This window comes from Pseudarthrobacter sp. SORGH_AS 212, from assembly GCF_030818145.1.
Lineage (GTDB): Bacteria > Actinomycetota > Actinomycetes > Actinomycetales > Micrococcaceae > Arthrobacter.
Genome location: NZ_JAUTAA010000001.1, coordinates 3,838,954 through 3,863,492, shown reverse-complemented (window position 1 = coordinate 3,863,492; position 24,539 = coordinate 3,838,954). Strand labels below are relative to the sequence as shown.

General features: G+C 66.2%; 18 protein-coding genes and 2 tRNA genes. 11 read left to right on the top strand and 9 right to left on the bottom strand.

Going from position 1 to position 24,539, the window contains the following annotated elements:
• The first annotated feature begins 1 nt into the window (after nucleotide 1).
• From QE394_RS17695 to QE394_RS17685, 3 genes are all read left to right on the top strand, one after another.
• The gene (locus QE394_RS17695) at nucleotides 2-730 is read left to right on the top strand and encodes a response regulator transcription factor (RefSeq protein WP_056085283.1); all 729 of its coding nucleotides are present in this window, start codon (nucleotides 2-4) and stop codon (nucleotides 728-730) included.
• Nucleotides 731-832: 102 nt separating this feature from the next.
• Entirely contained in the window at nucleotides 833-1,609 is a 777-nt protein-coding gene (locus QE394_RS17690) for an ABC transporter ATP-binding protein (RefSeq protein WP_349035165.1), read from the top strand.
• A 2-nt stretch (nucleotides 1,610-1,611) separates the two neighbouring features.
• Complete coding sequence (locus QE394_RS17685; protein WP_349035164.1) at nucleotides 1,612-4,107, top strand: ABC transporter permease; 2,496 nt, start codon at nucleotides 1,612-1,614, stop codon at nucleotides 4,105-4,107.
• Nucleotides 4,108-4,178: 71 nt separating this feature from the next.
• Here QE394_RS17685 and metG read toward each other — a convergent pair whose 3' ends face one another.
• The 8 genes from metG to ilvD all read right to left on the bottom strand — a co-directional run bounded on the left by metG (nucleotide 4,179) and on the right by ilvD (nucleotide 16,910).
• Nucleotides 4,179-5,738 (bottom strand): methionine--tRNA ligase, encoded by a 1,560-nt coding sequence (gene metG, locus QE394_RS17680; RefSeq protein WP_349035163.1) that lies wholly within the window; start codon nucleotides 5,736-5,738, stop codon nucleotides 4,179-4,181.
• A 34-nt stretch (nucleotides 5,739-5,772) separates the two neighbouring features.
• The gene (locus QE394_RS17675; protein ID WP_091721010.1) at nucleotides 5,773-6,528 is read right to left on the bottom strand and encodes an ATP-binding cassette domain-containing protein; all 756 of its coding nucleotides are present in this window, start codon (nucleotides 6,526-6,528) and stop codon (nucleotides 5,773-5,775) included.
• Nucleotides 6,525-9,320 carry an ABC transporter permease gene (locus tag QE394_RS17670; protein WP_056085274.1) on the bottom strand — a complete coding sequence of 932 codons (2,796 nt, stop codon included), beginning with the start codon at nucleotides 9,318-9,320 and terminating at the stop codon, nucleotides 6,525-6,527. The genes QE394_RS17675 and QE394_RS17670 overlap by 4 nt, the downstream gene beginning before the upstream one ends.
• 229 nt (nucleotides 9,321-9,549) lie before the next feature.
• Complete coding sequence (gene serA / locus QE394_RS17665; protein ID WP_056085272.1) at nucleotides 9,550-11,139, bottom strand: phosphoglycerate dehydrogenase; 1,590 nt, start codon at nucleotides 11,137-11,139, stop codon at nucleotides 9,550-9,552.
• A gap of 145 nt (nucleotides 11,140-11,284) precedes the next feature.
• A complete protein-coding gene (ilvC, locus tag QE394_RS17660; protein WP_056085271.1) occupies nucleotides 11,285-12,310 on the bottom strand; it encodes a ketol-acid reductoisomerase in 1,026 nt (341 codons plus the stop codon).
• An 85-nt stretch (nucleotides 12,311-12,395) separates the two neighbouring features.
• The gene (gene ilvN / locus QE394_RS17655) at nucleotides 12,396-12,908 is read right to left on the bottom strand and encodes an acetolactate synthase small subunit (RefSeq protein ID WP_056085269.1); all 513 of its coding nucleotides are present in this window, start codon (nucleotides 12,906-12,908) and stop codon (nucleotides 12,396-12,398) included.
• 2 nt (nucleotides 12,909-12,910) lie between these two features.
• Nucleotides 12,911-14,818: an acetolactate synthase large subunit gene (locus tag QE394_RS17650; protein ID WP_091721016.1), complete on the bottom strand. Its 1,908-nt coding sequence runs from the start codon at nucleotides 14,816-14,818 to the stop codon at nucleotides 12,911-12,913.
• A 373-nt stretch (nucleotides 14,819-15,191) separates the two neighbouring features.
• Entirely contained in the window at nucleotides 15,192-16,910 is a 1,719-nt protein-coding gene (ilvD, locus tag QE394_RS17645; protein ID WP_056085264.1) for a dihydroxy-acid dehydratase, read from the bottom strand.
• A 245-nt stretch (nucleotides 16,911-17,155) separates the two neighbouring features.
• Between ilvD and QE394_RS17640 the strand changes: the two genes are divergently transcribed.
• The 3 genes from QE394_RS17640 (at nucleotide 17,156) to QE394_RS17630 (ending at nucleotide 18,747) form a co-directional block, all read left to right on the top strand.
• Nucleotides 17,156-18,031 carry a hypothetical protein gene (locus QE394_RS17640; RefSeq protein WP_349035162.1) on the top strand — a complete coding sequence of 292 codons (876 nt, stop codon included), beginning with the start codon at nucleotides 17,156-17,158 and terminating at the stop codon, nucleotides 18,029-18,031.
• On the top strand, nucleotides 17,997-18,368 hold the full coding sequence (locus QE394_RS17635) for a hypothetical protein (RefSeq protein ID WP_349035161.1): 372 nt from the start codon (nucleotides 17,997-17,999) through the stop codon (nucleotides 18,366-18,368). The genes QE394_RS17640 and QE394_RS17635 overlap by 35 nt, the downstream gene beginning before the upstream one ends.
• Nucleotides 18,369-18,671: 303 nt before the next feature.
• Nucleotides 18,672-18,747: transfer RNA gene (locus tag QE394_RS17630), tRNA-Lys, on the top strand.
• A gap of 205 nt (nucleotides 18,748-18,952) precedes the next feature.
• On the opposite strand, the gene QE394_RS17625 is transcribed toward QE394_RS17630, so the two are convergent.
• Nucleotides 18,953-19,411: a MarR family transcriptional regulator gene (locus QE394_RS17625; protein WP_015937461.1), complete on the bottom strand. Its 459-nt coding sequence runs from the start codon at nucleotides 19,409-19,411 to the stop codon at nucleotides 18,953-18,955.
• Between the two features lie 96 nt (nucleotides 19,412-19,507).
• On the opposite strand from QE394_RS17625, the gene bcp reads away from it, so the two are divergent.
• The 5 genes from bcp to QE394_RS17600 all read left to right on the top strand — a co-directional run bounded on the left by bcp (nucleotide 19,508) and on the right by QE394_RS17600 (nucleotide 24,498).
• On the top strand, nucleotides 19,508-19,981 hold the full coding sequence (gene bcp / locus QE394_RS17620; protein ID WP_349035160.1) for a thioredoxin-dependent thiol peroxidase: 474 nt from the start codon (nucleotides 19,508-19,510) through the stop codon (nucleotides 19,979-19,981).
• Nucleotides 19,982-20,074: 93 nt separating this feature from the next.
• Nucleotides 20,075-20,156, top strand: a tRNA-Leu gene (locus QE394_RS17615).
• 218 nt (nucleotides 20,157-20,374) lie between these two features.
• Nucleotides 20,375-21,064: a fasciclin domain-containing protein gene (locus QE394_RS17610; RefSeq protein ID WP_056085259.1), complete on the top strand. Its 690-nt coding sequence runs from the start codon at nucleotides 20,375-20,377 to the stop codon at nucleotides 21,062-21,064.
• A gap of 181 nt (nucleotides 21,065-21,245) precedes the next feature.
• Complete coding sequence (locus tag QE394_RS17605) at nucleotides 21,246-22,916, top strand: ABC transporter substrate-binding protein (RefSeq protein WP_235501606.1); 1,671 nt, start codon at nucleotides 21,246-21,248, stop codon at nucleotides 22,914-22,916.
• 79 nt (nucleotides 22,917-22,995) lie between these two features.
• Complete coding sequence (locus tag QE394_RS17600; RefSeq protein WP_349035159.1) at nucleotides 22,996-24,498, top strand: malate:quinone oxidoreductase; 1,503 nt, start codon at nucleotides 22,996-22,998, stop codon at nucleotides 24,496-24,498.
• The last annotated feature ends 41 nt before the right edge of the window (nucleotides 24,499-24,539 follow it).

Sequence of the window (24,539 nt, the reverse complement as noted above, 5' to 3'; positions counted from 1 at the left end):
AATGACACTCCTGGAAGAACACGCGCCTGCGGACAGGATCAGGGTTGCCCTGGTCGATGACCAGCAGCTGGTCAGGTCGGGATTTGGCATGCTGATCAACTCCCAGCCCGACCTCGACGTAGTGGTCGAAGCGGGCAATGGCCTTGAGGCGCTGCAGGCGCTCGGCGCGGTGGCGGCCGACGTCGTCCTGATGGACGTCCGGATGCCGGGCATGGACGGAATTGAAGCCACCCGCCGGCTGATGGAAAGCGCGCTTGCCGCCCCGGCCGGCTCGGCCAGGGCAGAGCTCCGGGTGGTGGTGCTGACAACCTTCGACCTGGACGAGTACGCGCTGGCCGCCATCCAGGCCGGCGCCAGCGGGTTCCTGCTCAAGGACGCTCCTCCCGAAGAACTGCTGGAGGCCATCCGGACCGTCCACCGCGGAGACGCCGTCATCGCCCCGTCCACCACCCGGCGGCTCCTGGACCATGTTGCCCCGCTGCTGCGCACCCAAGGCAGCGAACGGCCGGAACACCATGCGGCCGTCCAGCGGCTCACCGCCCGCGAGCGCGAGGTGTTCCAGCTCATTGCGCAGGGACAGTCCAATCCCGAGATCGCGGCCGGCCTGTTTGTGTCCGAGGCCACGGTCAAAACCCATGTGGGGCACATCCTGGCCAAGCTTGGAGCCCGCGACCGGGTCCAGGCCGTGGTGATCGCGTACGAGACCGGAGTGGTCACCCCCGGAGGCTGACAGCGTATGGGCGCGGGCTCAGACCACGGTATGAGCCGGGCCCCGGCAGGACCAGACCGCCGGCCGATCCCCCGGCCGGGTGCCGGCCCATAGCGTGGAAACATGACAACTTCCGTGCATGACCACCCTGGTTTGAACAGGGATAACGCCACTTCCTCCCCCGCTGTCCAGGCACTGTCCCTCACCAAGAACTACGGCCGCGGCGCCACCCGCGTCAGTGCCCTGCGCGAGGTCAGCGTCACCTTCGACGCCGGCCGCTTCACGGCAATCATGGGACCGTCCGGCTCGGGCAAGTCGACCCTGATGCACTGCCTCGCCGGCCTGGACACCGCGGACTCCGGGCAGATCCTGGTGGGCGGGACGGACATCACGGCCCTGAACGACAAGCAGCTCACCGCACTGCGCCGCGACCGGATCGGGTTTGTCTTCCAGGCGTTCAACCTGGTGCCGACCCTGACGGCCGAACAGAACATCACCCTCCCGCTGGCGCTGGCCAACAAAGCCACGGACACCGCCTGGTTCGACACCGTGGTGTCCACACTGGGCCTCAAGGACAGGCTCCGGCACCGGCCGCATGAACTCTCCGGCGGCCAGCAGCAGCGGGTTGCCGTGGCCCGGGCCCTGCTGACCCGGCCCGACGTGGTCTTCGGGGACGAACCCACCGGTAACCTTGATTCGACAGCCGGCGGCGAAGTCCTGTCACTGCTGCGCCGGAGCAGCCGCGAAATGGGCCAGACCATCATCATGGTCACGCACGATCCCGTGGCAGCCAGCTACGCCGACCGGGTGGTCCTGATGAGTGACGGCAACCTGGTGGGCGAGATCGCCAAACCCACCGCCGCATCCGTCCTTGCCGCCCTCGGCAAGCTGGGAGGCTGAGCGTGCTGCGCGTCGCCCTCTCGCAATTCCAGTCCCACAGCCGGCGGTTTATAGCCGTCGGCCTGGCCGTCATGCTGTCGGTGGCATTCCTGTCCACCACACTGATGGTGGGTGCCAGCACCAGGGCGTCGCTGGGCGCCAGCCTTGGCGAGGCGTACAGCAGGGCGGAACTCATCGCCACACCGGACAGGGGTACTTTCAACGGTGCGGCCCTGGCAGCGGCCCGAGGGGTACCTGGCGTCAGCGAAGCCTACGGTCGCCTTCAGGCGTATGCGGAATTCACGGCAGGCGGCCAGGAAGTGTTCGCGCAGGCCCGCAACCTGGCGCCCGATGCCCTGGAAACAGCAGCCGTTACCGATGGCGCCCTGCCGGTGCGTGCCGACGGCGTCGCCGTGGACAGCGACACTGCCGGGCGCTACGGGCTGCATGTCGGCGACGCCCTGGAGCTCAGGGCTCCGGACGGCGCCACCACCACGTCGATGACCGTCACCGGGATCCTCCGCGCCAGCCATGATCCTTTCGCCTCCGCCCTCCCGCAACTGCTGGCCGGAACTCCTGCGGTCAGTGCGCTGGCGGCGGACGGCCAGGCCCCCGGTGCCGGCCCGGGCGCTGCGGACGGCTATGCCAGCATCCAGCTTGCGCTGGCGCCGGGCACCGACGTTGCCGCGGCCAGGGCGGGCGCCCTGGCAGCGATTGCCGGCACCGGAACCCCCGCGCAGGTCAAGACCGCGGACGAGCAGGTCACGGCCCAGGTGGCCCTGATGACCGGCGGCCAGGACGAACTGACGGTGGTCCTGCTGGCTTTCGCCGGAATCGCCCTGCTGGTTTCCGCCCTGGTGGTTTCCAACACATTCGCAGTGCTGGTGGCCCAGCGCACCCGGGAACTCGCGCTGCTCCGGTGCCTGGGCGCCGCCCGGGCGCAGGTGCGCAATTCCGTCCTGGCCGAAGCCCTCGTGGTGGGCCTGGTGTCTTCCGTGGCGGGGGTGCTCGCCGCCGTCGGCCTGATGGCAGCCCTGATTGGCTGGGCCGGGACGCAGCCGGACATGGCCTTTGCCACCATGGCGGTGCCGCCGTCGTCCATCGTGGCGGGCCTCGCCGTGGGTACGGTCCTGACCGTGGCCGCCGCCATGGTCCCTGCCAGGGCGGCGACCGCCGTAGCGCCGCTCGCTGCCCTGCGCCCCGCCGACGATGCCGGCATCGGGAACCGGCGCGGCCGGGTACGGCTGGTCATGGGCCTTGCCGCCCTCGCCCTGGGAGTTCCGCTGCTCGCCTTCGGCGCGGCCAGCGTGATGCTGGTAGTGGCGTTCGCCGGCGGCGTGCTGTCCTTCATCGGGGTGTTGCTCTGCGCCACGCTGTTCGTGCCCCGGCTGGTAGGCCTGGCGGGACGGCTGGCCGCTCCCGCCGGCGTCCCCGGCAAACTGGCTGCGCTCAACGCCGTCCGCAACCCTGGGAGGACATCAGTGACGGCTGCCGCCCTGCTCATCGGGGTCACGCTGGTGGCCCTGATGATGACCGGGGCGGCCACCGCACGCCAGGCATTCGATGACGCCCTCGCCGAGACCTACCCGGTGGACATGGCCGTCACCGCTGAGCACCTGACCGCGGCCCAGCAAGACGCCGTGGCGCGGATCGATGGCGTTGCGGCTGCCGCGCTGCTGCCCGCGGCGGGGCGTTTCGAGCAGCAGGGCGCGGAAAACCCCGTCTACGCGGTCGGCGCAGCGGAGGCCGGACGGCTGCTCCGCGACACCACACTCGTCCTGGAGCCCGGGAAGATCTACCTGCCCGAGGGCGCCCGAGCGGGGCGCGTCGACGTCAACGGCGCATCCGGTACGGCCACCCTGGAGGCAGAGGTCCTGCGGACCCGCAACATTCCGGCGCTCGTCTCCGCGGAGACCGCGCAGCAGTCCGGCCTGCTGGGCGATGCCACGGCGGGCAGCACCGTGTGGGTGCGCCTTGCAGACGCCCCCGGCGGCGGGCAGCTGTCCGGGGACCGCATCAAGGACATCCAGTCCGCCGTTGCCACGGCAACCGGGGTGGCCAGCGGGGCGGTCAGCGGTGCGGCCATCGAGCGTGTCACCTTCAACGAGGTCATCGACGTGCTGCTCCTGGTGGTCACAGGCCTCTTGGGGGTCGCGGTGCTGATCGCGCTGATCGGCGTGGCCAACACCCTGTCCCTGTCCGTGCTGGAGCGGACGCGTGAGAACTCCCTGCTGCGGGCGCTGGGCCTGACCCGTGGCCAGTTGCGCGGAATGCTCGCGCTGGAAGCCGTCCTGGTTGCCGCCGTCGCGGCGCTGCTCGGCTCAGCCCTGGGAACTGTGTACGGATGGCTGGGCGCCCGTTCGGCGCTCGGCAGCCTGGCCGCGGTCACGCCGGTGGTTCCGTGGCTGCAGCTGGCGGGGGTGCTGGCCGTGGCAATCGCCGCCGGGCTGCTGGCATCGGTCCTTCCCGCCAGGCGGGCGTCCCGGCTGTCACCGGTGCAGGGGCTCGCCACCACGTAGATCCGCCGGAGGCACCACTAAAAAGGGCAGGAGTGCGGAAATCCCGCGGCTCCTGCCCTTTCGTGAACCAGCTATGCCTCTGCCGGTTCCTCGTACTTGGGGAACACCGGCGCCGGTGCAGGCAGCGGCGTCCCGGCGGCGATGCGCGTGGGGACTGATGCGAACTGGCGTGCGTCCCCTTCCGGCTGGCCGAGGGCGTCAAGCAGCCGCGCCGTCGAACCCGGCATCACCGGCTGGGCGAGGATTGCCACGATGCGCAGCACCTCCAGGGTGACGTAGAGGACGGTGTTCATGCGTTCGACGTCGGTCTTCCGCAGCACCCAGGGCGCCTGTTCGGCGAAGTAGGCGTTCGTGTCGCCAAGGACCGCCCAGATGGCCTCGAGGGCGCGGCTGAACTCCTGCTTGTCGAAGGCCGCACGCGCTGTGTCCAGCAAGGCACCGGCCTGTTCCAGGATGGCGGTGTCAGCATCCGTGAAAGCGCCCGGGGTGGGAACGGCTCCCCCGCAGTTCTTGGCCACCATGGACAGGGAACGTTGCGCCAGGTTGCCGAAGTTGTTCGCCAGGTCCGAGTTCATCCGGCCCACGATGGCCTCATGGTTGTAGCTGCCGTCAGCTCCGAACGGCACCTCGCGGAGGAAGAAGAACCGCACCTGGTCCAGGCCGTACTGCTCCACGAAATCGGCCGGTGCCACCACGTTGCCCAGCGACTTGGACATTTTGACGCCGTTGTTGTGCAGGAAGCCGTGGATCATGACGCGCTTGGGCAGTTCCAGGCCGGCACTCAGGAGGAACGCGGGCCAGTAGATGGCGTGAAACCGGGAGATGTCCTTGCCGATCACATGGACATCGGCCGGCCAGAACCGGCGGAACTTCTCCGAGTCCACGTCCGGGTAGCCCACACCGGTGAGGTAGTTGGTCAGCGCATCCACCCACACGTACATGACGTGGTTGCTGTTGCCCGGCACCGGGACGCCCCAGTCGAAGGTGGTGCGGCTGATGGACAGGTCCTCAAGGCCGCGCTTGACGAAGCTGATCACTTCGTTGAACCGGGACTGCGGGGCACCGAACTCCGGCTGCGCTTCGTAGAGGGCCAGCAGCTTGTCCTGGTACGCCGACAGCCGGAAGAAATAGCTCTCCTCGGCCGTCCACGTCACCTCGGTGTCCGTCTCTTTCGAGTAGCGCACGCCGTCGTCCTTCACGACTGTCTCATCCTCGCCGTAAAACGCTTCGTCACGGACGGAGTACCAGCCCTCGTACTTGTCGAGGTAAATGTCGCCGTTGGCTTCCATCTTTTTCCAGATGGCCTGAGACGCTGCGTAGTGGTCCTCGTCCGTGGTGCGGATGAAGCGGTCGTACGTGATGCCGAGGGCTTCGTGCGCCGCCTTATAGACTTCCGCGTTCCGGTCCACCAGCTCCTTGGGAGTGATGCCTTCCTTTTCGGCAGTCTGGGCGATCTTCATCCCGTGCTCGTCCGTGCCCGTCAGGAACATCACGTCGTAGCCGTCCAGCCGCTTGAAGCGCGCCATGGCGTCGGTGGCGATGTACTCGTAGGCGTGGCCGATGTGCGGCACGCCGTTGGGGTAGGTGATGGCCGTGGTGATGTAGAACGGCGTTTTCTCTGAAGCAGTCACGTGCGGACAGTTACCTTCGATGCGGAGGGACGGGCTAGATCAGTTCAGTCAGGCTATCGCTCAGCCGGACCAGTTCGTGGTCGTGTGACGCCACCAGGACGGCGATGCCGTCTGAGGTGGTGTCCTTGAGGATGCTGATGATGCGGTTGGCGGAGGCGCGGTCCAGGCTGGCGGTGGGCTCATCCACCACCAGGACGCGGGTGCCCAGGATCAGGGCGCGGGCGATGGCGACGCGCTGCCGCTCACCGCCGGAAAGCTGCGCGGGCCGGTGCCGCATGCGCCGGCCCAGGCCCACCAGGTCCAGGAGGTCCTTGGCCATGTCGCGGCGCTGGTCCACCTCGCCGTCGGGGACGGCGGGCAGGAGGACGTTTTCCAGGGCGCTCATGCCGTCGATCAGGGCACCGCCCTGGTCCACGTAGCCGATCAGCGCGCGACGGCGGTCGGCAATTTCGTCGTCGCCCATGCTTTCAAGGGAATCGCCTTCCCAGAAGACGCGTCCCGACGTCGGCAGGGTCAGTCCCGCGCCGACCGTGAGGATGCTGGTCTTGCCCGAGCCGCTTCGGCCGGCGACGCAGTGCATCTCGCCTGCGTGCAGCGTCAGGTCGAAGCCCTCCACGACGCTGACGGCTTCGGCTCCGCCCTTGCCGCCGCCATAGCGGATGGTGATGTCACTCAGCTCCAGCGGGGTGGCGTGGTCAGCCGCCTTGACGATGGTGTTGGCGCGGGTCTGCAGGGGAACCTCGCCGGAGCCGCCCCTGCGGCTCCGCTGGACATTCGTCGGGTTTGTCATTGGACCACTTTCGTTGCAATTGGAATCCAGCAAAGTACTGCCACGAGGCCGGCAACGCCTGCCCACAGCGCGGCGTAGGGGGCCAGGAGGAGGCCGATGCCGAGGGCGCCCAGCACGCCCAGGGGCAGGGCGACGGTTCCCACCAGCGCGTTTTCGAACAGGCGGACCTGACGCAGCATGTCGGGGTTCCAGCCCATGGCCTCGAGGATGCCCAGGTACTGGCGCTTGGCGTTCAGTTCGAACCTGCCGGTGACCAGGGTGAGGATGAGTCCCACTGCCACGCCCGCGATGGCCAGCAGGATGCTGGGCAGCGCCACGCTGGCTGCGGCAAGCCCGCTCAGCGCGCTGGCGCCGGCAGCGCGGGGAATGTCGATGAGCAGTGCAATCAGTCCGCCCACGGCGGCGCCGAAGACACCCACTGCCACGGCCAGGGACAGGGTGTTGAACTTATTGGTGCCCAGCTGGCGGTTGGCGAAGGTCAGCGGCGAGTCCACCGGGATCAGCCGTTCGTCGTGCTGCGGTTCCTGGTCGATGACGTCGCGGTGCCTGAGCTGCTGTGCGGCAAACAGTGCCGCGGCGGCGTAGAGCACCAGGACTGCGGCGCACACCAGCGCGGTGGACAGGCTCCAGCTGATGAGGCTCAAGACGATGCCTGCCACGGCCAGCAGGACCGCGCCGACGCCGAATTCCTCGAGTACCCAGCTGCGGATCCGCCGCTGGGTCCAGCCCATGGCGCGCAGGGTCCCTGCCTCGCTGCGACGTTTACGGATGTAGCTGACGGTCGATGCCCCGGTGAGCAGGGCGGCACCGCAGAGGGTCAGGAAGAGCAGGGTGACGTTGGTTCCGGACAGCGAACCGGTGACGGCGTCGGCGGCGTTCTGCCGGACCCAGGACTGCTGCACGGTGCCCAGCGGCGATTCCTTGCCGGCGTCGTCCTTGGAGTAGCCGGGTACAAAGATGCTGGCGTCTTCACGGGCTGAACCTGCCACGATGGTGGCTTCCAGTCCCATGTCGCGGATCTCCGCGGCGAGCTTTTCGACGTCGGGCTGTGCTTCCTTCCAGCTGCCCGGCGCCTTGGCGCGGACCCGGATGGCGTCGATGACGTTGGCGTTGTTGGTGTAGCCGCGGGCCGCGGCCAGGCCGTAGTAGTCCGTGATGGCGCCCGCGGACTGGCTGGCCAGTCCGGTGGCGCTGAGGGACGGCTGAAGCTCCGTGGCCGGAACATCCTTGCCTTCGGCGTCCTTGACCATCGTGAACGGCGTGGGGTCGTAGCCGCCCAGGGGCAGCTTGTTGACGTCGCCGGATGCCTCGGCGACTGCGGCGGGGTCGAAGGTGCCGTACACCATGGCCAGCGGGGAGGCCTGCTTCTGTCCGGTGGACAGGTTGTCCCGGTAGGAGCGCTCGTCCACGGGCTCGCGCTGGGTCTGGTCCACCGGGGCGCCGTTGGCGCTCTTTTCGGGCAGGCGGTTGACGGTTACCCATTCACCGGGGACGGCGTTCTTGTCCACGGCACCGTTGGCCGCCGTGCCGGCGTCGGTGTACTTGGGAGCTGCCGCGAAGTCGGTGCTCCATTTTGCGGGCGTGTAGAGGCCCTGGTTGAAGTTTCCGTTGGCGCCCAGCAGCGACGTGTGGTCGGTCGAGCCGGGCCAGGACAGCGCGAAGGGGTCCTTCGAGACGAAGGGAAGGTAGTCCTTGTCGAGCGAGCGGGTGGCGGTGCCCACCTCGTTGATGACCTTGCCGGAGTCGTCGATCTCTTCGATCTTGACGTTGTACTTCAGGTCAAGGGAGGTGCCGGAGCGGACCACGAGGGGGATGGCCTGGGAATCGGTCGTCAGCTGGCCGGTGCGCTTGGCCTGCTGGTACTGGGTCATCAGCGGTGCCCAGTACTTGAGCTTCACGCCGAGGAAGTCAGGCCCGTCCTTGAGTTCATCGAGGCCGATGCCATTGGTGAAAAGGCCTTCGAGGTACCGGCCGACGGCGCCGGCGTTGCGTGCGTCGGCAGGCGGCGCTTTTTCGAGCGGGGCCAGGAAGTCCCCGGCAGTGCCGAGGAGGGCGCGCTCCGATGCGGGGTCAACGGCCACCACGGATTCCGTCACCTCGGGCGCGAGCGGCAGGGAGACGGAAAGGTTGAACAGGTTGTGCTCGGAACCGCCGGCCGGAGACGGGAACTTGATGCCGGTTTCGCCCGCTGGCGCAGCGATGCGGATGCTGCTGCCTCCGGCGGCCTTTTCCTCGACGAGCTTGGCCTTGCCCAGGGTTCCCTCGGCGGTGGACTTGAACAGTGTCTGTTCGGAAACGCCGTCCGAGCTGACTGCGCTGGCGGTCAGGCGGTACTTCTTGGCTTTGTCGCCCAGCACGGATTCGGCGGCGGGCCACTGGTCCGGGGACGTGGCTCCAGCGGCCTGGTCAGCCGTTGCCGTTCCGGCGAGGCCGGCGTTGTAGCCGAGGTAGTCCATGGCGTCCAGCCGGGGCGCTTCGAGGTTCTGCGTCACGCGGGACACGAGGCTGATGGGGGCAGCCACCGACGTTCCGGAGAGCTTCCGGATCGAATCCAGCTGCTCGAAGCTGATGCCGCCGGTGCCGTTGGCGATCTCGGGCTGGAGCAGGGCTCCGGCAGGAGCCTTGGCCTGGACCAGCACGTCGTACAGGCCGCGTGAATTCTCATCCACGGTCCTGTTGAGTGCAGCCTGTGACTGGCTTTGGACGAGGACCGACAAGCACATGGCTGCGATCAGGATGGCCGCGGTCAACAGCAGCACTTTGCTCCTGATGAACCTCTGGACGGCGTTCATTGAACTCCCTGAGACCTGGATTGCGTGGCGCACACCCGTGTCGACCACGTGGCGGCAGCGGACATGGACGATTACGGACGGATGTGCAAAAAGTATTGGCCGGCCTGCCGGACCGGTCCCGAAACGGGACCAGGCCATATTAAGCAGACCGGCCAATCATACGTGGCCGCGCCGGGACGCGCCGAGCGGAGACGTGTCGTTCGGCGTTTCGTGCGGCCGGGCGGACTGGTTAGTCTTCCAGGTCCACTTCGCGGACCATCTCGGCGCCGATGCCGGCCTTGATGGCGTCCAGGACCTGCTGCGGCACAGAGCTGTCGATGGTCAGCAGCGCCAGCACCTGTCCGCCTTCGTCGTGGCGGGCCACCTGCATGCCGGCGATGTTGATGTTGTTCATGCCCAGGATGTGGCCGATGGTGCCGATGACGCCGGGACGGTCGGCGTAAGCCACCACCACGAGGTGTTCGCTGATGGGGATTTCCACCTCGAAGCCGTTGATGCCCACCAGCTTCTGGACCTGCTTGGGACCGGTCAGGGTGCCGGCGACGGAGATCTGGCTGCCATCGCTCAGGGCGCCGCGCAGGGTCAGTACGTTGCGGTAGGACTCGGTATCCGGGGTGGTGATCAGGCGGACGTTGATGCCGCGCTGTTCGGCAATCACCGGGGCGTTGACGTAGGAAACCTGCTCGGTGACAACGTCGGCGAAAATACCCTTCAGTGCAGCCAGTTCCAGGACCTTGACGTCCAGCGAGGAGATTTCGCCGGCAACCTCAATGTCGAACTGCGTCAGCGAGTCGTGGGTCAGTGCCGTGAAGATGCGGCCCAGCTTCTCGATGAGCGGGATGCCGGGGCGCACGTCGGGGGCGATGACGCCGCCGGCCACGTTGACTGCATCCGGAACCAGTTCGCCGGCCAGGGCCAGGCGGACAGACTTGGCAACGGACACGCCGGCCTTTTCCTGGGCCTCATCGGTGGAAGCCCCAAGATGCGGGGTGACCACGACGTTGTCGAGCTTGAAGAACGGAAGGTCCGTGCTCGGCTCCTTGGAGAAGACGTCGACGCCGGCACCGGCGATGTCGCCGTCCTGCAGGGCCGTGAACAGGGCCTCTTCGTCCACCAGGCCGCCGCGGGCGACGTTGATGACGTAGGCGGTGTTCTTCATCTTCTTGAAGGCATCCGCTCCGAGCATGCCCACGGTTTCCGGGGTCTTCGGCATGTGGATGGTGATGAAGTCGGACTGGGCGAGCAGCTCGTCCAGGGTGACCAGCTGGACGCCGAGCTGGGCTGCGCGGGCCGAGGTGATGTAGGGGTCGTACGCAAGGATCTTGGTGTCGAAGCCCTTCAGGCGGGCTGCCACGAGGGCGCCGATGCGGCCGAGGCCGATGATGCCGATCTTCTTTTCGAAGAGCTCGATACCGGTGTACTTGGACCGCTTCCATTCGCCGTCCTTGAGGGCGGCGCTGGCCTGCGGGATGTGGCGGGCAAGGCTGAGGATGTGGCCCACCGTGAGTTCGGCCGCGGAGACGATGTTGGACGTGGGGGCATTGACCACCATGACGCCGGCCTGGGTGGCGGCTTTGATGTCCACGTTGTCGAGCCCCACGCCGGCGCGGGCGATGACCTTCAGGTTCTTCGCCGCTGCGATGGCTTCGGCATCCACCTGCGTTGCGGAACGGACCAGGATGGCGTCAACATCGCCAATCGCCGAGAGCAGCTGGGAACGGTCAGCGCCGTCGGCCTGGCGGATCTCAAAGTCCGGGCCAAGGGCCTCGACGGTAGCGGGGGAAAGTTCTTCGGCGAGCAGTACTACGGGTTTTGACACGGCTGATCCTCTGCGTTGCAGTCCTGGGGATGGGAACAAGTCTAGGCCGACGGAAAGGCCGGGCTCACATTGTTAAGTGTGAACCCGGCCTCATCGCGGCACTTTAGCTGGCTGTCGCGCGTTCGCCTGGCGGCGCGCGGTGGCCTTAGCGGGCTGCGGAACCTTCGACGTAGTCCGCGTCCTGCTGCTGCCAGGAGAAGAGGGAGCGCAGTTCGCGGCCAACCTCTTCGATGGGGTGCTGCTCTGCCTTGGCACGCAGTTCCTTGAACTCAACGCCGCCGTTGTCCTGGTCCTCGATGAACCGCTTGGCGAAGGCGCCGGACTGGATGTCGGCCAGGACTGCCTTCATGTTCTCCTTCACCTCGGGGGTGATGACGCGCGGGCCGGAGACGTAGTCGCCGTATTCCGCGGTGTCGGAGACGCTCCAGCGCTGCTTGGCGATGCCGCCTTCCCACATGAGGTCCACGATGAGCTTGAGCTCGTGCAGCACCTCGAAGTAGGCGATCTGCGGCTGGTAGCCGGCTTCGGTCAGGGTTTCGAAGCCGTACTGGATCAGCTGGGACACGCCGCCGCACAGGACGGACTGCTCGCCGAAGAGGTCCGTTTCGGTCTCTTCGGTGAAGGTGGTCTTGATGACGCCGGCGCGGGTGCCGCCGATGGCCTTGGCGTAGGACTTCGCCAGGTCCCAGGCGGAGCCGGAAGCGTCCTGCTCCACGGCGATGATGTCGGGGATGCCGCGGCCGGCTTCGAATTCGCGGCGCACAGTGTGGCCGGGAGCCTTCGGGGCAACCAGGATGACGTCAACGCCCTCGGGCGCCTGGATGTAGCCGAAGCGGATGTTGAAGCCGTGGGCGAAGGCCAGTGCCTTGCCGGGGGTCAGCTTGTCCTTGATGGAGTCGTTGTAGATCGAGCGCTGGTACTGGTCCGGCGCCAGGATCATGATGACGTCGGCCCATTCGGCGGCGTCGGCAACGTTCTTGACCGTGAAGCCGGCGTCCTCGGCCTTGGCGGCTGACTTGGAGCCGTCCTTCAGGGCGATGACAACCTCGACGCCGGAATCGCGAAGGTTCAGTGCGTGGGCGTGGCCCTGCGAGCCGTAGCCAACGATGGCAACTTTGCGGCCCTGGATGATCGACAGGTCGGCGTCGTCGTCGTAGAACATTTCAGTCACTTGCGTAACTCCTCTTGAGTGGTTTTGTACATGGTGGTCTTGCGGTGCTGCGGTTACGGGCAAACGTCCCGCCGTGGCGTACTGCCTAGGCGGAGCGCAGTGCCCGGTCACTCATGGAGCGGGATCCCCGTCCAACGGCCAGGGTGCCGGACTGCACAATTTCGCGGATGCCGAAGGGCTCCAGCACTGACAGCAGTGCCGTGAGCTTTTCGGGATGGCCGGTGGCCTCGATGACGACGGAGTCTGTGGACACGTCGACCACCGAGGCGCGGAACAGGTCTGCAGCCTGGGTCACCTGCAGGCGTGTTGCGGCATCCGCACGTACTTTGACCAGGATGTGGTCGCGCTGTACGGAAGATTCGGAGGTCAGTTCAACGATCTTGATCACGTTCACCAGCTTGTTGAGCTGCTTGGTGACCTGCTCGATGAGCTCACCATCGGCGTCGACCACCACTGTCATCCGGGAAATGCCCGTGACTTCGGTGGGGCCAACGGCCAGGGAGTTGATGTTGAAGGCCCGGCGGGCAAAGAGGCTTGCCACGCGGGTGAGGACGCCGGGTTTGTCTTCAACCAGGACGGAAAGTGTATGGCGGCTCATGGTCAGTCTTCCTCTTCCCAGTCCGGGGTCATGTTGCGGGCAACCTGGATCTGGTCGTTGCTCACGCCGGCGGGCACCATCGGCCACACCATTGAGTTGGGGCTCACCACGAAGTCGATCACCACGGGGCGGTCGTTGATTTCGAGGGCCTTCTGGATGGTGGCGTCGATGTCCTCGTCGCGTTCGCAGCGGAAGGAAGCGCAGCCGTAGGCCTCCCCCAGCTTGACGAAGTCCGGGATACGGACGGTGTCGTGGCCGGTGTTGAGGTCGGTGTTGGAGTATCGGCCTTCGTAGAAGAGGGTCTGCCACTGCCGCACCATGCCCAGCGAGGAGTTGTTGATGACGGCAACCTTGATGGGGATCTTGTTGATGGCGCAGGTGGCCAGTTCCTGGTTGGTCATCTGGAAGCAGCCGTCGCCGTCGATGGCCCAGACCACGCGGTCCGGCTCCCCCACCTTGGCGCCCATGGCTGCCGGCACGGCGTAGCCCATGGTTCCGGCGCCGCCCGAGTTCAGCCAGGCGTGCGGGCGCTCGTACTTGATGAACTGCGCGGCCCACATCTGGTGCTGGCCCACGCCCGCCACGTAGATGCCTTCGGGGCCCGTGAGGGCGCCGATGCGTTCGATGACCTTCTGCGGTGCGGTGAGCCCGTCCTCGGGTTCGGTAAAGCCCAGCGGGTAGGTTTCCTTGAGGTTGTTCAGGAAAGCCCACCAGGTGGTGAGGTCCGGGGTTCCGGCGGCCTCGAACTGGGCCCGCACGGCCTCGGTCAATTCGGGAATGATCTCCTTGACCGAGCCCACGATCGGAACGTCCGCGGTGCGGTTCTTGGAGATTTCCGCGGGGTCGATGTCTGCATGGATCACTTTGGCGTGCGGCGCAAACGTCTTGAGGACACCGGTGACGCGGTCATCAAAGCGGGCGCCCAAAGTGATCAGCAGGTCCGACTGCTGCAGGGCGGTCACCGCCGAGACAGTGCCGTGCATGCCGGGCATGCCGACGTGCTGCGGGTGCGAGTCCGGGAACGCACCCTTGGCCATCAGGGTGGTCACCACCGGCGCACCGGTGGCTTCGGCCAGCGCCCGCAGCTCGGCGCTGGCGTGGGCCTTGACCACACCGCCGCCAACGTAGAGGACCGGCTTGGTGGCCGCCGCGATGAGCTTTGCCGCCTCGCGTACCTGCTTGTTGTGGCCGCGGGTGACAGGCCGGTATCCGGGCAGGTCAATGCGGGGCGGCCAGGAGAAGGTCATCTGGCCCACCTGTGCGTCCTTGGCAACGTCCACGAGGACGGGGCCCGGACGGCCGGTGGAGGCCAGGTGGAAAGCTTCCGCCATGACATGCGGGATGTCGTTGGGGTCGGTGACCAGGAAGGAGTGCTTGGTGATGGGCATGGTGATGCCCACGATGTCCGCTTCCTGGAAGGCGTCAGTGCCAATGACACCGCTGGACACCTGGCCGGTGATGGCCACCAGGGGCACGGAGTCCATGTGGGCATCCATGATGGCGGTAACGAGGTTGGTGGCGCCGGGGCCGGAGGTGGCGATGCACACGCCCACCCGTCCCGTCACCATGGCGTAGCCTTGCGCGGCGTGGCCGGCTCCCTGTTCGTGACGGACCAGCACGTGGTTCATGGTGGAGGCCATCAAGGGGTCGTAGGTGGGCAGGATCGCGCCACCAGGCAAACCGAAAATATCGTCGACGCCGAGTTCTTCGAGCGAGCGGACAATAGCTTGCGAGCCGGTCATCACCGTTGGGGGTACAACGTTGTTCGGCCCAAGGACAGGAGAGACAGCAGCAAGGTCAGCGACGACGGCGGCATGCTCAGCCGTCCGGTCGGCACGTTCCGGAGCCTTGGGGGCTCCAGGGGACTTGGCAGCCATCAGCGAGGGGCTGATCGGCGATCCTTTGCTCATCGGACTCTTCCTTGTGGATCATCAATAACGGTGAAACTGCGGGGGAATAAAAAAACCCCTCAAGCCGTGCTGGCTCTTCGAGGGGTTTGCGCGTGACAGTTCGTTGCCGGGGCTAGTGAGCCACGCGCTTGGTAAGGACGACGACTGCAACTGCGCAGTTGGTAACGAAAGTCATGCGTTCAGTTTTCCCTCTGGTGTGACGGGTGTCAACGCGGGACAATCCCATCTCACCATGTGGACTCCAATGTCCACCCCTTGATCATATGGCATGGGGACCAAAGGTTTCGCCACCCGCACCCCAACCTCGCCAGCGGTCAGGGTGCGTGTGGCCTCAGCTCAACCGCGGACGGCGCGGTTGGGCTGCCGGAGCCGGTTAGCCGCAGTACGCACCAGTGCTGGCGCTGTGCACCAGTTTGGCGTACTTGGCCAGGACGCCCTTGGTGTAGCGGGCCGGCAGCGGCTCCCAGCCAGCCTTGCGGGCTTCAAGGTCAGCGTCATCCACCAGCAGGTCGAAGCTGCGCGCTGCGATGTCCACGCGGATCCGGTCACCGTCCCTGACAAAGGCGATAGGACCGCCGTCGACCGCTTCCGGCGCGACGTGACCGATGCACAATCCGGTAGTACCGCCGGAGAACCTGCCGTCTGTCAGCAGCAGGACGTCCTTGCCCAGCCCCGCACCCTTGATGGCGCCGGTGATGGCGAGCATCTCCCGCATACCCGGGCCGCCCTTGGGGCCCTCGTAGCGGATGACCACGACGTCGCCGGCATGGATTTCGCCCTTGTCCAGCGCCTGCAGGGCACCCTGCTCGCGGTCGAACACGCGGGCGGTCCCTTCGAAGACGTCGGCGTCGAAGCCTGCACTCTTGACCACGGCGCCTTCCGGAGCCATGCTGCCATGCAGGATGGTGATGCCGCCGGTCTTGTGGATCGGGTTGTCCAGCGCGCGCAGGATCTTGCCGTCGACGTCCGGCGGGTTGATCGCGGCGAGATTCTCTGCCACGGTTTTGCCGGTGACGGTGAGGCAGTCGCCATGCAGCAGGCCGGCGTCCAGCAGTGCTTTCATGATGACGGGAACGCCGCCGATCTTGTCGACGTCGGTCATGACGTAACGGCCGAACGGTTTGAGGTCGCCAAGGTGCGGAATCCTGTCGCCGATGCGGTTGAAGTCGTCGAGGGTCAGCTCAACCTCGGCTTCGCGGGCGATGGCCAGCAGGTGCAGGACCGCGTTGGTGGACCCGCCGAACGCCATGGTGACGGCGATGGCGTTTTCGAAGGCCTTCTTGGTCATGATGTCGCGGGCGGTGATGCCCAGGCGGAGCAGGTTGACCACCGCTTCGCCGGACTTGCGGGCGAATTCATCACGACGGCGGTCTGCCGAGGGCGGGGCGGCAGAGCCGGGCAGGGACATGCCCATGGCCTCACCGATACAGGCCATGGTGTTGGCCGTGTACATGCCGCCGCAGGCGCCTTCGCCCGGGCAGATGGCCTTTTCAATACGGGTCAGGTCTTCCATGCTCATCTTGCCCGCGGCGCAGGCACCCACGGCTTCGAAGGCGTCAATGAGGGTGACTTCCTTTTCGGAACCGTCTTCCAGCTTCACCCAGCCCGGCATGATGGAGCCGGCATAGAGGAACACGCTGGCCAGGTCCAGGCGTGCTGCGGCCATGAGCATGCCGGGGAGGGACTTGTCACAGCCGGCCAGCAGCACCGAACCGTCAATCCGCTCGGCCTGCATGACGGTCTCGACGGAATCAGCGATGACTTCGCGGGAAACCAGGGAGAAGTGCATGCCCTCGTGGCCCATGGAGATGCCGTCGGACACGGAGATGGTGCCGAACTGCATGGGGAAGCCGCCGCCGGCGTGGACGCCCTCCTTGGCACCCTGGGCCAGCCGGTTCAGGGAAAGGTTGCAGGGAGTGATTTCGTTCCACGAACTCGCGACGCCCACTTGGGGCTTCGCGAAGTCGTCGTCGCCCATGCCGACCGCACGGAACATGCCGCGGGCCGGTGCGGCGTGGATGCCGTCGGTAACCACCCGGCTGCGGGGCTTGATGTCAGGCTTGCTCTCGGTTTCGATCTGGCTCTCGGTCATGAGTGAAAGTCTATGACCCCCGTAGTGCCAAACGGACTGAAGGGGGCGGTTAAAACCGGATCGCTGGACCTGCCTCCCGCCGGCGGCCTCCCACGACGCAGCGTGGCAACTCCATAAGCCCGCGCCCCGGCCCTGGCCAGCCAAGGGATTCCCCCGCGCGCCATTGCCGGCAAACCTAGACAGCCATGGTGACCCGACGTAGCGTCGGGGCAGAACGCGTTGTAAGCCAAAGTGAAGGGAATGCCATGGATGTCGTCATGTGGATCGTGGTAGCAGTCATTGTCATCGGCGTGGTGTGGTGGCTGGTCAGCCGCAACAACCGCAACAAGGACGCCGGTGCCGCTGGCCCTGCCGGGAACACCCGGCCCGCCGCGACACGGCCCCCGGGTTCCCCGGCAGACCGTCGGGCGGATGGGGCCCTTTCCGGCGGCAGCGCCGCGGCATCGGCCGAAGCAGCGGGAACAGCCGGGCTTGCCTCCGCTGCCGGCTTCGGGCGTCCCGCCGGGACCGCGGCACCCTCAGCCGCCGACGAGCCTGCCGACTCCGCAGTGGCGTCCGCAGGAGCTACGACCCAGTCAGACGGCGGTCACATGGCAACTGCTGACCACGCAGGGGCCGGCCGGGACAACTCCAGCCCATCCGATACGGAAGCGGTAGCGGATGGCACTGGGGCGTCGCCGCTGGAAGCCACCGACGCGGAATCGGCTTCGATGGCTGAGGCCCACCCGGAAAATCCCCGGGACGAGCGGACCCGCCAGGACCAGGCGGAATGGGAGACGCAGTGGTCCGAGGCCGGCGGTTCGGGTACCCCGGAGTCAGCACGCCACGCCGTACCCGCCGCGGAACAGGCCTCGGTGCAGGCCGCCCAGCCGGTTCACCACGCGGAATACACAGAGTCCCACGCACCGACCCTTCCCGGCGCTGAGACAGCGGCGGTGGAAGAGGACGACGCCGGCCCGTCGGCTGCCGCCCGGACCGGAGCGGACAGAAGCTACTCCCCCGGCGCCGACGTCCCCGTCGGTACGGGCGCAGCGACTGCGCCGGGCTCACCGGACAGCGGTACGGGCAGCACCGCCGGCGACGCCGTTGCTGCCCCCAGCTGCGGAATCCGCCGCTGCTGACTTCGCTGCCGCGGAGACCACGGACCGCACCCAGTCATCTGCCCTGGCCGAGAACGGTGCAGACCACTTGCAGGCACCGCCGTCCGCTCTGCCGCAGGGAGCCCCGGAACCACAGGGGCACCTTGCGGCAGAGGAACCGTACGGAGCAGGATCCGCAGGGGCCGGTGCGGACGGCAGCGGCCCCGCGGAGTACACGGTCAAGGGCGATGCCGGCTCAATGGTCTATTACGAAGAGGGCCACCCGGACTACGACGGGACACGTGCCGACGTCTGGTTTGAATCCGCCGCCCACGCCGAAGCCGCCGGCTTCCGGGCTCCCCGTCGCAGGCGCCTCTGAGGCGGGGCCGGCAGAGGCTGCAGGTGTCAGCAAACCCCGCAGATCCCGCCCGAGCCCCCTGTGTCCCAACTCACAGCGGGGCCGGGCGGCCGGAGCGCCTTCCGCGGGTCACTTTCCACACCTTTGCCGCCAACAGCAAGAGCCCAAAATCCTTGTATTTCCGCGGCTCCTGCACCCGAAGACCCTCCCCATGGAGCTCCCGGACGGGCCGATTTCACATGCACCAAAAGTTCGTGTAGAGTTTCATGTCGTTGCGGAGATCAACGGGAAAGAAAAAGCCCGGGAGATTGAAACAAACAAGATGCACCTCTAGCTCAATTGGCAGAGCAATTGACTCTTAATCAATGGGTTCCGGGTTCAAGTCCCGGGGGGTGCACCACTGGGAAAACAGCCTCTGGCTCGCGGAAACGCAAGCCAGGGGCTGTTTTGTTTTATTCTGCATTCTTTGGCCCATCACGCATCCCCGGCACGCAAGGACGAACGCGGACTCCTCCCGCAAAAGAGGCATTCTGGGAGCACAAAAAACGTGGCCTGGGAGTCCGGGCCACGTTGTCTGTGGAAAGAGTGCGTTTGGGGTGGCGCGTTCAGCTGGAAGGGTTATCCACCAGGGCAGCGGCGTTGCCCGGGGTGGTGGCGAACTGGCTGGCCAGTTCCCGGACCACGGATTTGAGCTCCTGCCTCAGGAGTTCGGGGTCGATGGACGAGGACGCCAGCACCGAACGCTCCATTTCAACAGCCTCGGCCACCGCTTCCTTGCCCCTCTCGGTGAGGGAGACCACGTGGCTGCGGCGGTCCGACGTACTGCGGACGCGGGCAATGTGGCCGTGCGTCTCAAGCCGGCTGAGGGTTTTACCCATGGTTTGGGCCTGGACACGCACGTATTGGGCCAGTTGCGCCTGGGTCATGGGCCCCTGCGCGGCAAGGACCTCAATGGCGATAACGCCGGCGTGGGTCAGGCCGATGGCGCCGAGTTTTTCGTTCCACGAGTGTTCGACGAGGCGTGCGGCAGTGGACAATAGGCGCCCCGTGGGCCAGTGATCCATATCAGGCATAGCAGCAAGTATAGCCAAATGCTGATTAGCGCTGGCTTCCGCTGCTTATTAGGCTGTTGTGTCCCGCCCGCAACAAGGAGAAAAACAATGGCTGAAAGACTCGTTACCGGCGACGACGCTCCCGGATTCACGCTCAAGGATGCAACGGGCAACGATGTTTCCCTCTGCCCCGGCTCGGGCCGGAACACAGTGGTGTACTTCTATCCGGCAGCTGCCACGCCGGGCTGCACCAAGGAAGCCTGCGATTTCCGGGACAGCCTGGCGTCCCTCCAGTCCGCCGGATACGACGTAGTGGGAATCTCCCCGGACCCGGTGGAGAAGCTCGCTAAATTCACTGCCGCGGAAGAACTGACCTTCCCCCTGCTTTCGGATGAGGACCACGCCGTGGCGGAGGCCTACGGCGCGTGGGGTGAAAAGAAGAACTACGGCAAGACCTACCAGGGGCTCATCCGCTCCACCATCGTGGTGGACCCCGACGGCAAGGTAGCACTGGCGCAGTACAACGTCCGGGCCACCGGCCACGTTGCCAAGCTGCGGCGGGACCTGAAGCTCGACGCCTGACGGGTGGCACCGGGCGGTGCACATGCGCACCGCTACAATGGAAGCTGGCATCCGCCGTCGTGGGCATTTTTTTACGCAGCGCAGCGGTGCCGGGCGCGAGTGGTGAAATTGGCAGACACGCAGGATTTAGGTTCCTGTGCCTTCGGGCGTGGGGGTTCAAGTCCCCCCTTGCGCACTCAGTAAATACGGGAATCCCCTGGCTTCGGCCGGGGGATTTTTGTGTTTCAGCAGGTGGACCCCTGAAAAACTTTCCCGAACCGCCCATCCGGATGGACCTGCCGCCCGAATGCACTGTGAGACGCCAGCCACAGTGCAGGTGCCCACCAGCCGGATCAGCACCACTTCCGCAGACATCCAGTCGGCGGCCGGCCCACAACAAACAAGGAGAACGCAATGCAGACAATCAAGCGCACAACTTTCACGGTCGCGGGCGTTGCAGCAGCCGCGCTGCTTAGCCTGACCGCGTGTGGCGGCTCCGGAAGCACCTCCGGATCCTCGTCCGCCCCCTCGGCGGAGCCGTCGGCCTCCAGCATGGCCGCGTCGCCGTCCGCAAGCTCCACTGCCAGCGCCTCCGCCGGCGCCATGGACCCGGCGGCAAACCTGGTGGGCCCGGGCTGCGCCGGCTACGCCGAGAAGGTACCCACCGGCGCCGGATCGGTCCAGGGCATGGCCCTTGACCCCGTCGCCGTCGCGGCTTCGAACAACCCGATCCTGACCACCCTCACCGCTGCGGTTTCGGGAAAGCTGAACCCGAAGGTGGATCTGGTTGACACGCTCAACGGCGGTGAATTCACGGTCTTCGCCCCGGTTGACGACGCCTTCGCCAAGATCGACCCCGCCACCATCGAGACACTGAAGACCGACGACGCCCTGTTGAGCAAGATCCTGACCTACCACGTGGTTCCCGGCCAGATCACGCCCGACATGATCGCTGGCACGCACGCAACTGTCCAGGGCGGCTCCGTGACCGTAACGGGCAGCGGCGACAACCTCAAGGTTGACGATGCCAACGTGATCTGCGGCGGCGTCAAGACCAAGAACGCCACCGTTTACCTGGTCGATTCGGTGCTGATGCCCAAGTAGGCAATGCCGGATTTCCGGCCCAAAACGTTGAAGCTGGGCCCGCTGTGAGCGGGCCCGGCTTCAGCGCGTTGGACCTGTACCCGCCCGGCGGCGGTCACCGCCCGCGCCGGCCCGGTGGCGGCGGCTAGACTGGACCCGGTCCGCAGGCGGCGGAGATCCACGATCCAGGGGTGATAAACGGGTGACCAGAAGTACATCGCGGCGAACGGTCCTCACTGCCGGCGCCGCGCTCCTGGCCTGGGGTGTGACCTCGTGCACCAACGCACCGTCCCCCTCGCCGTCGTCGGATTCCCCCAGCTCCGCGGCCGCTGCCGAACCGGCGGCGACGTTCAACTTCGGTACGGCAGCCCAGCCGCTCGGCCTGGACCCCGCGCTCTCCAGCGACGTCGAATCACAGCGCATCACCCGGCAGGTCCTCGAAGGCCTGGTGGGAGTCGACCAGACCACCGGCAAGCCCACTCCCCTGCTCGCCACCGAATGGTCCGAGTCCAACGAGGGCCGCAGCTACACCTTTAAGCTGCGCGACGGTGTCACCTTCCAGGACGGCACCCCCTTCAACGCCGACGCCGTCTGCACGAACTTCAACCGCTGGTTCGCCTTCCCCGCAGAGCTGCGGCGGCAGGCCCCCGGCAGCTCGTTCAAGGGCGTCTTCAAGGCGCACTCCGACGAAGCGGCGCTGTCCATCTTCAAGAGCTGCACGGCGGTGGACCAGGGCACCGTCCGGATCGACCTCACGCAAAGGTTCACGGCCTTTCTCCAGGCGCTGACCCTGCCTGCCTTTGCCATTGCCTCCCCGGCAGCCCTGGCGGCGGGGAAAGCCGATGTCCTGGACCAGAACCGCGCCGGGCGGCCCGTTTCCGATTTTGCCACCGCGCCAGTGGGTACCGGGCCCTTCAGCTTTGGCTCCTGGGATGACCAAAGCGTCACCCTGCTGACCAACAAGGCCTATTGGGGTGACCGGGGCCAGATTGCCACCATCAATTTCCTGGCCTACGACCACCCGCAAACACGGCTGCAGGCATTGCTCGACGGCCGGATCGACGGTTACGACGCCGTCACCGTGGGCAACTTTGACCAGCTGGTGAAGCGCGGCAAGCAGATCGTCCAGCGCGACCCGTTCTCGGTCATGTACGTGGGAATCAACCAGGACATCCCGGTCCTGCAGAACCAGAAGGTCCGGCAGGCCATCGAGATGGCCATCGACAAGGAGACCCTGATCCGCAGGTTCTTCATCGACAACACCACCAAGGCAACCCAGTTCGTCCCGCCGAAGATCAGCGGCTTCAACAAGGACGCCCCCGAGCTTGGCCACGATCCGGCGAAGGCAAAGGAATACCTGAAGGACGGGGGCTATGCCGGCGAGGAACTGAAGTTCTACTACCCGCTCAACGTCACCCGCCCCTACCTGCCTACTCCCGAGAAGGTGTACGCCGAGATCAGCCGGCAGCTCACCGCCGTCGGCATCAATGTGCGGCCGGTTCCCGTGGACTGGGCCGACGGCTACCTGCAGAAAGTCCAGTCACCCGGCGACCATGCCCTGCACCTCTTGGGCTGGAACGGTTCCTACTCGGACGCAGACAACTTCGTGGGGCCGCTGTTCGGCGAGAAGAACGGCGAGTTCGGCTACCAGGATCCGCAGGTATTCTCCAAGATCAACCGTGCGCGGGGGCTGCCCGAGGGTGAGGACCGTGATGAGCTCTATCACACCATCAACGCCCAGATTGCTGCCACCGTCCCGGCAGTCCCCATCGCTTTCCCCATCTCCGCGCTGGCTTTGTCCGACCGGGTTGTCAGCTACCCTGCGTCACCGGTCTTAAATGAAGTTTTCACGAAGGTGCAATTAAAGCCTTGACGGGCCGGGCCAATTTCAGTATGTCGGCAGGGCGGGGATATTCTGTGACAGCCAGAGCCGCTGCAATCGGAGACTGATCGTGACCTTCATTTCCAAGACCCAACATGCCGACGTCGTCCTGATTGGCGGCGGCATCATGAGCGCAACGCTGGGGGCATTCCTCAAGCAGCTGGAACCGGACTGGACCATCTCCCTGTTCGAGCGGCTGGACCAGCCCGGCCTCGAAAGCTCAGACCCCTGGAACAACGCCGGAACCGGCCACGCGGCCCTCTGTGAGCTCAACTACTCCCCCGCAGCCAAAGACGGTTCGGTCAGCCCGGCCAAGGCACTGCTGATCAATGAGCAGTTCCAGCTCTCCCGCCAGTTCTGGTCCCACCTGGTGGACGGGAACCTGATCGGATCCCCCAAAGGCTTCATCAACACCGTGCCGCACATGAGCTTCGTGATCGGCGACGACCACGCCCGGTTCCTGAAGACCCGCTACGAGGCCCTCAAGCCGCACACGCTGTTCCGGAGCATGGAGTACTCGGAGGACCACGGCCAGATTGCCAAGTGGGCGCCGCTGATCGTCAAGGGCCGCAACACCCAGCAGAAGATCGCCGCCACCCGCGCCGCCGAGGGCACCGACGTCGACTTCGGTGCACTCACCCGCGAGCTGACCACCTACCTCGGGAACAACGGCGTCGAAATCAATTACGGGCACGACGTCACCGGGATCAGCAAGGCGTCCGACGGCGGCTGGGACCTGACGCTGAAGCACCCCAGGTCCGGCGAGCACGGCAGGATCCACGCCAAGTTTGTCTTCGTCGGCGCCGGCGGCGGTGCCCTGCACCTGCTCCAGGCCTCCGGCATCCCGGAGAGCAAGGGCTACGGCGGGTTCCCCGTCTCCGGCCAGTTCTTCCGCTGCACGGACGAGACCATCGCCGCCCAGCACAGCGCCAAGGTCTACGGCCAGGCGTCGGTGGGCGCCCCGCCCATGTCCGTCCCGCACCTGGACACCCGTTACGTCAACGGCAAGCGGTCCCTCCTGTTTGGCCCGTACGCCGGGTTCTCCACCAACTTCCTCAAGAACGGTTCCTACCTCGACCTGCCGTTGTCCATCCGGCCCGGCAACATCATTCCGATGCTGGCGGTAGCCAAGGACAACATGGACCTCACCGCCTACCTGGTCAAGGAAGTGGCCAAGCGCCACGGTGACAAGGTTGAAGCGCTCCGGGAGTACTACCCCGAAGCCAAGGACGGCGACTGGGAACTGATCACGGCCGGCCAGCGTGTACAGATCATCAAGAAGGATCCGCAAAAGGGCGGCATCCTCCAGTTCGGTACTGAAGTGATTGCCGGCCGCGACGGTTCCATCGGCGCGCTGCTGGGAGCCTCACCCGGAGCCTCCACCGCTGTTCCCATCATGATCGAACTGCTGCAGAAGACGTTCCCCAAGAACTTCAAGGGCTGGCAGGGCAAGCTGAAGGACATGATGCCCGGTTACGGGGTGAAGCTGGATGAGAATCCCGAGCTCGCCGCCGAGCTCGAGCGGGCAACTGCCAAGTCCCTTCAGCTGGAGAGTGTTTCCGCCAGCAACTGACCCTGCCGGGGCCAGTGGCTGGCTTACCGGGATCCAGTCAC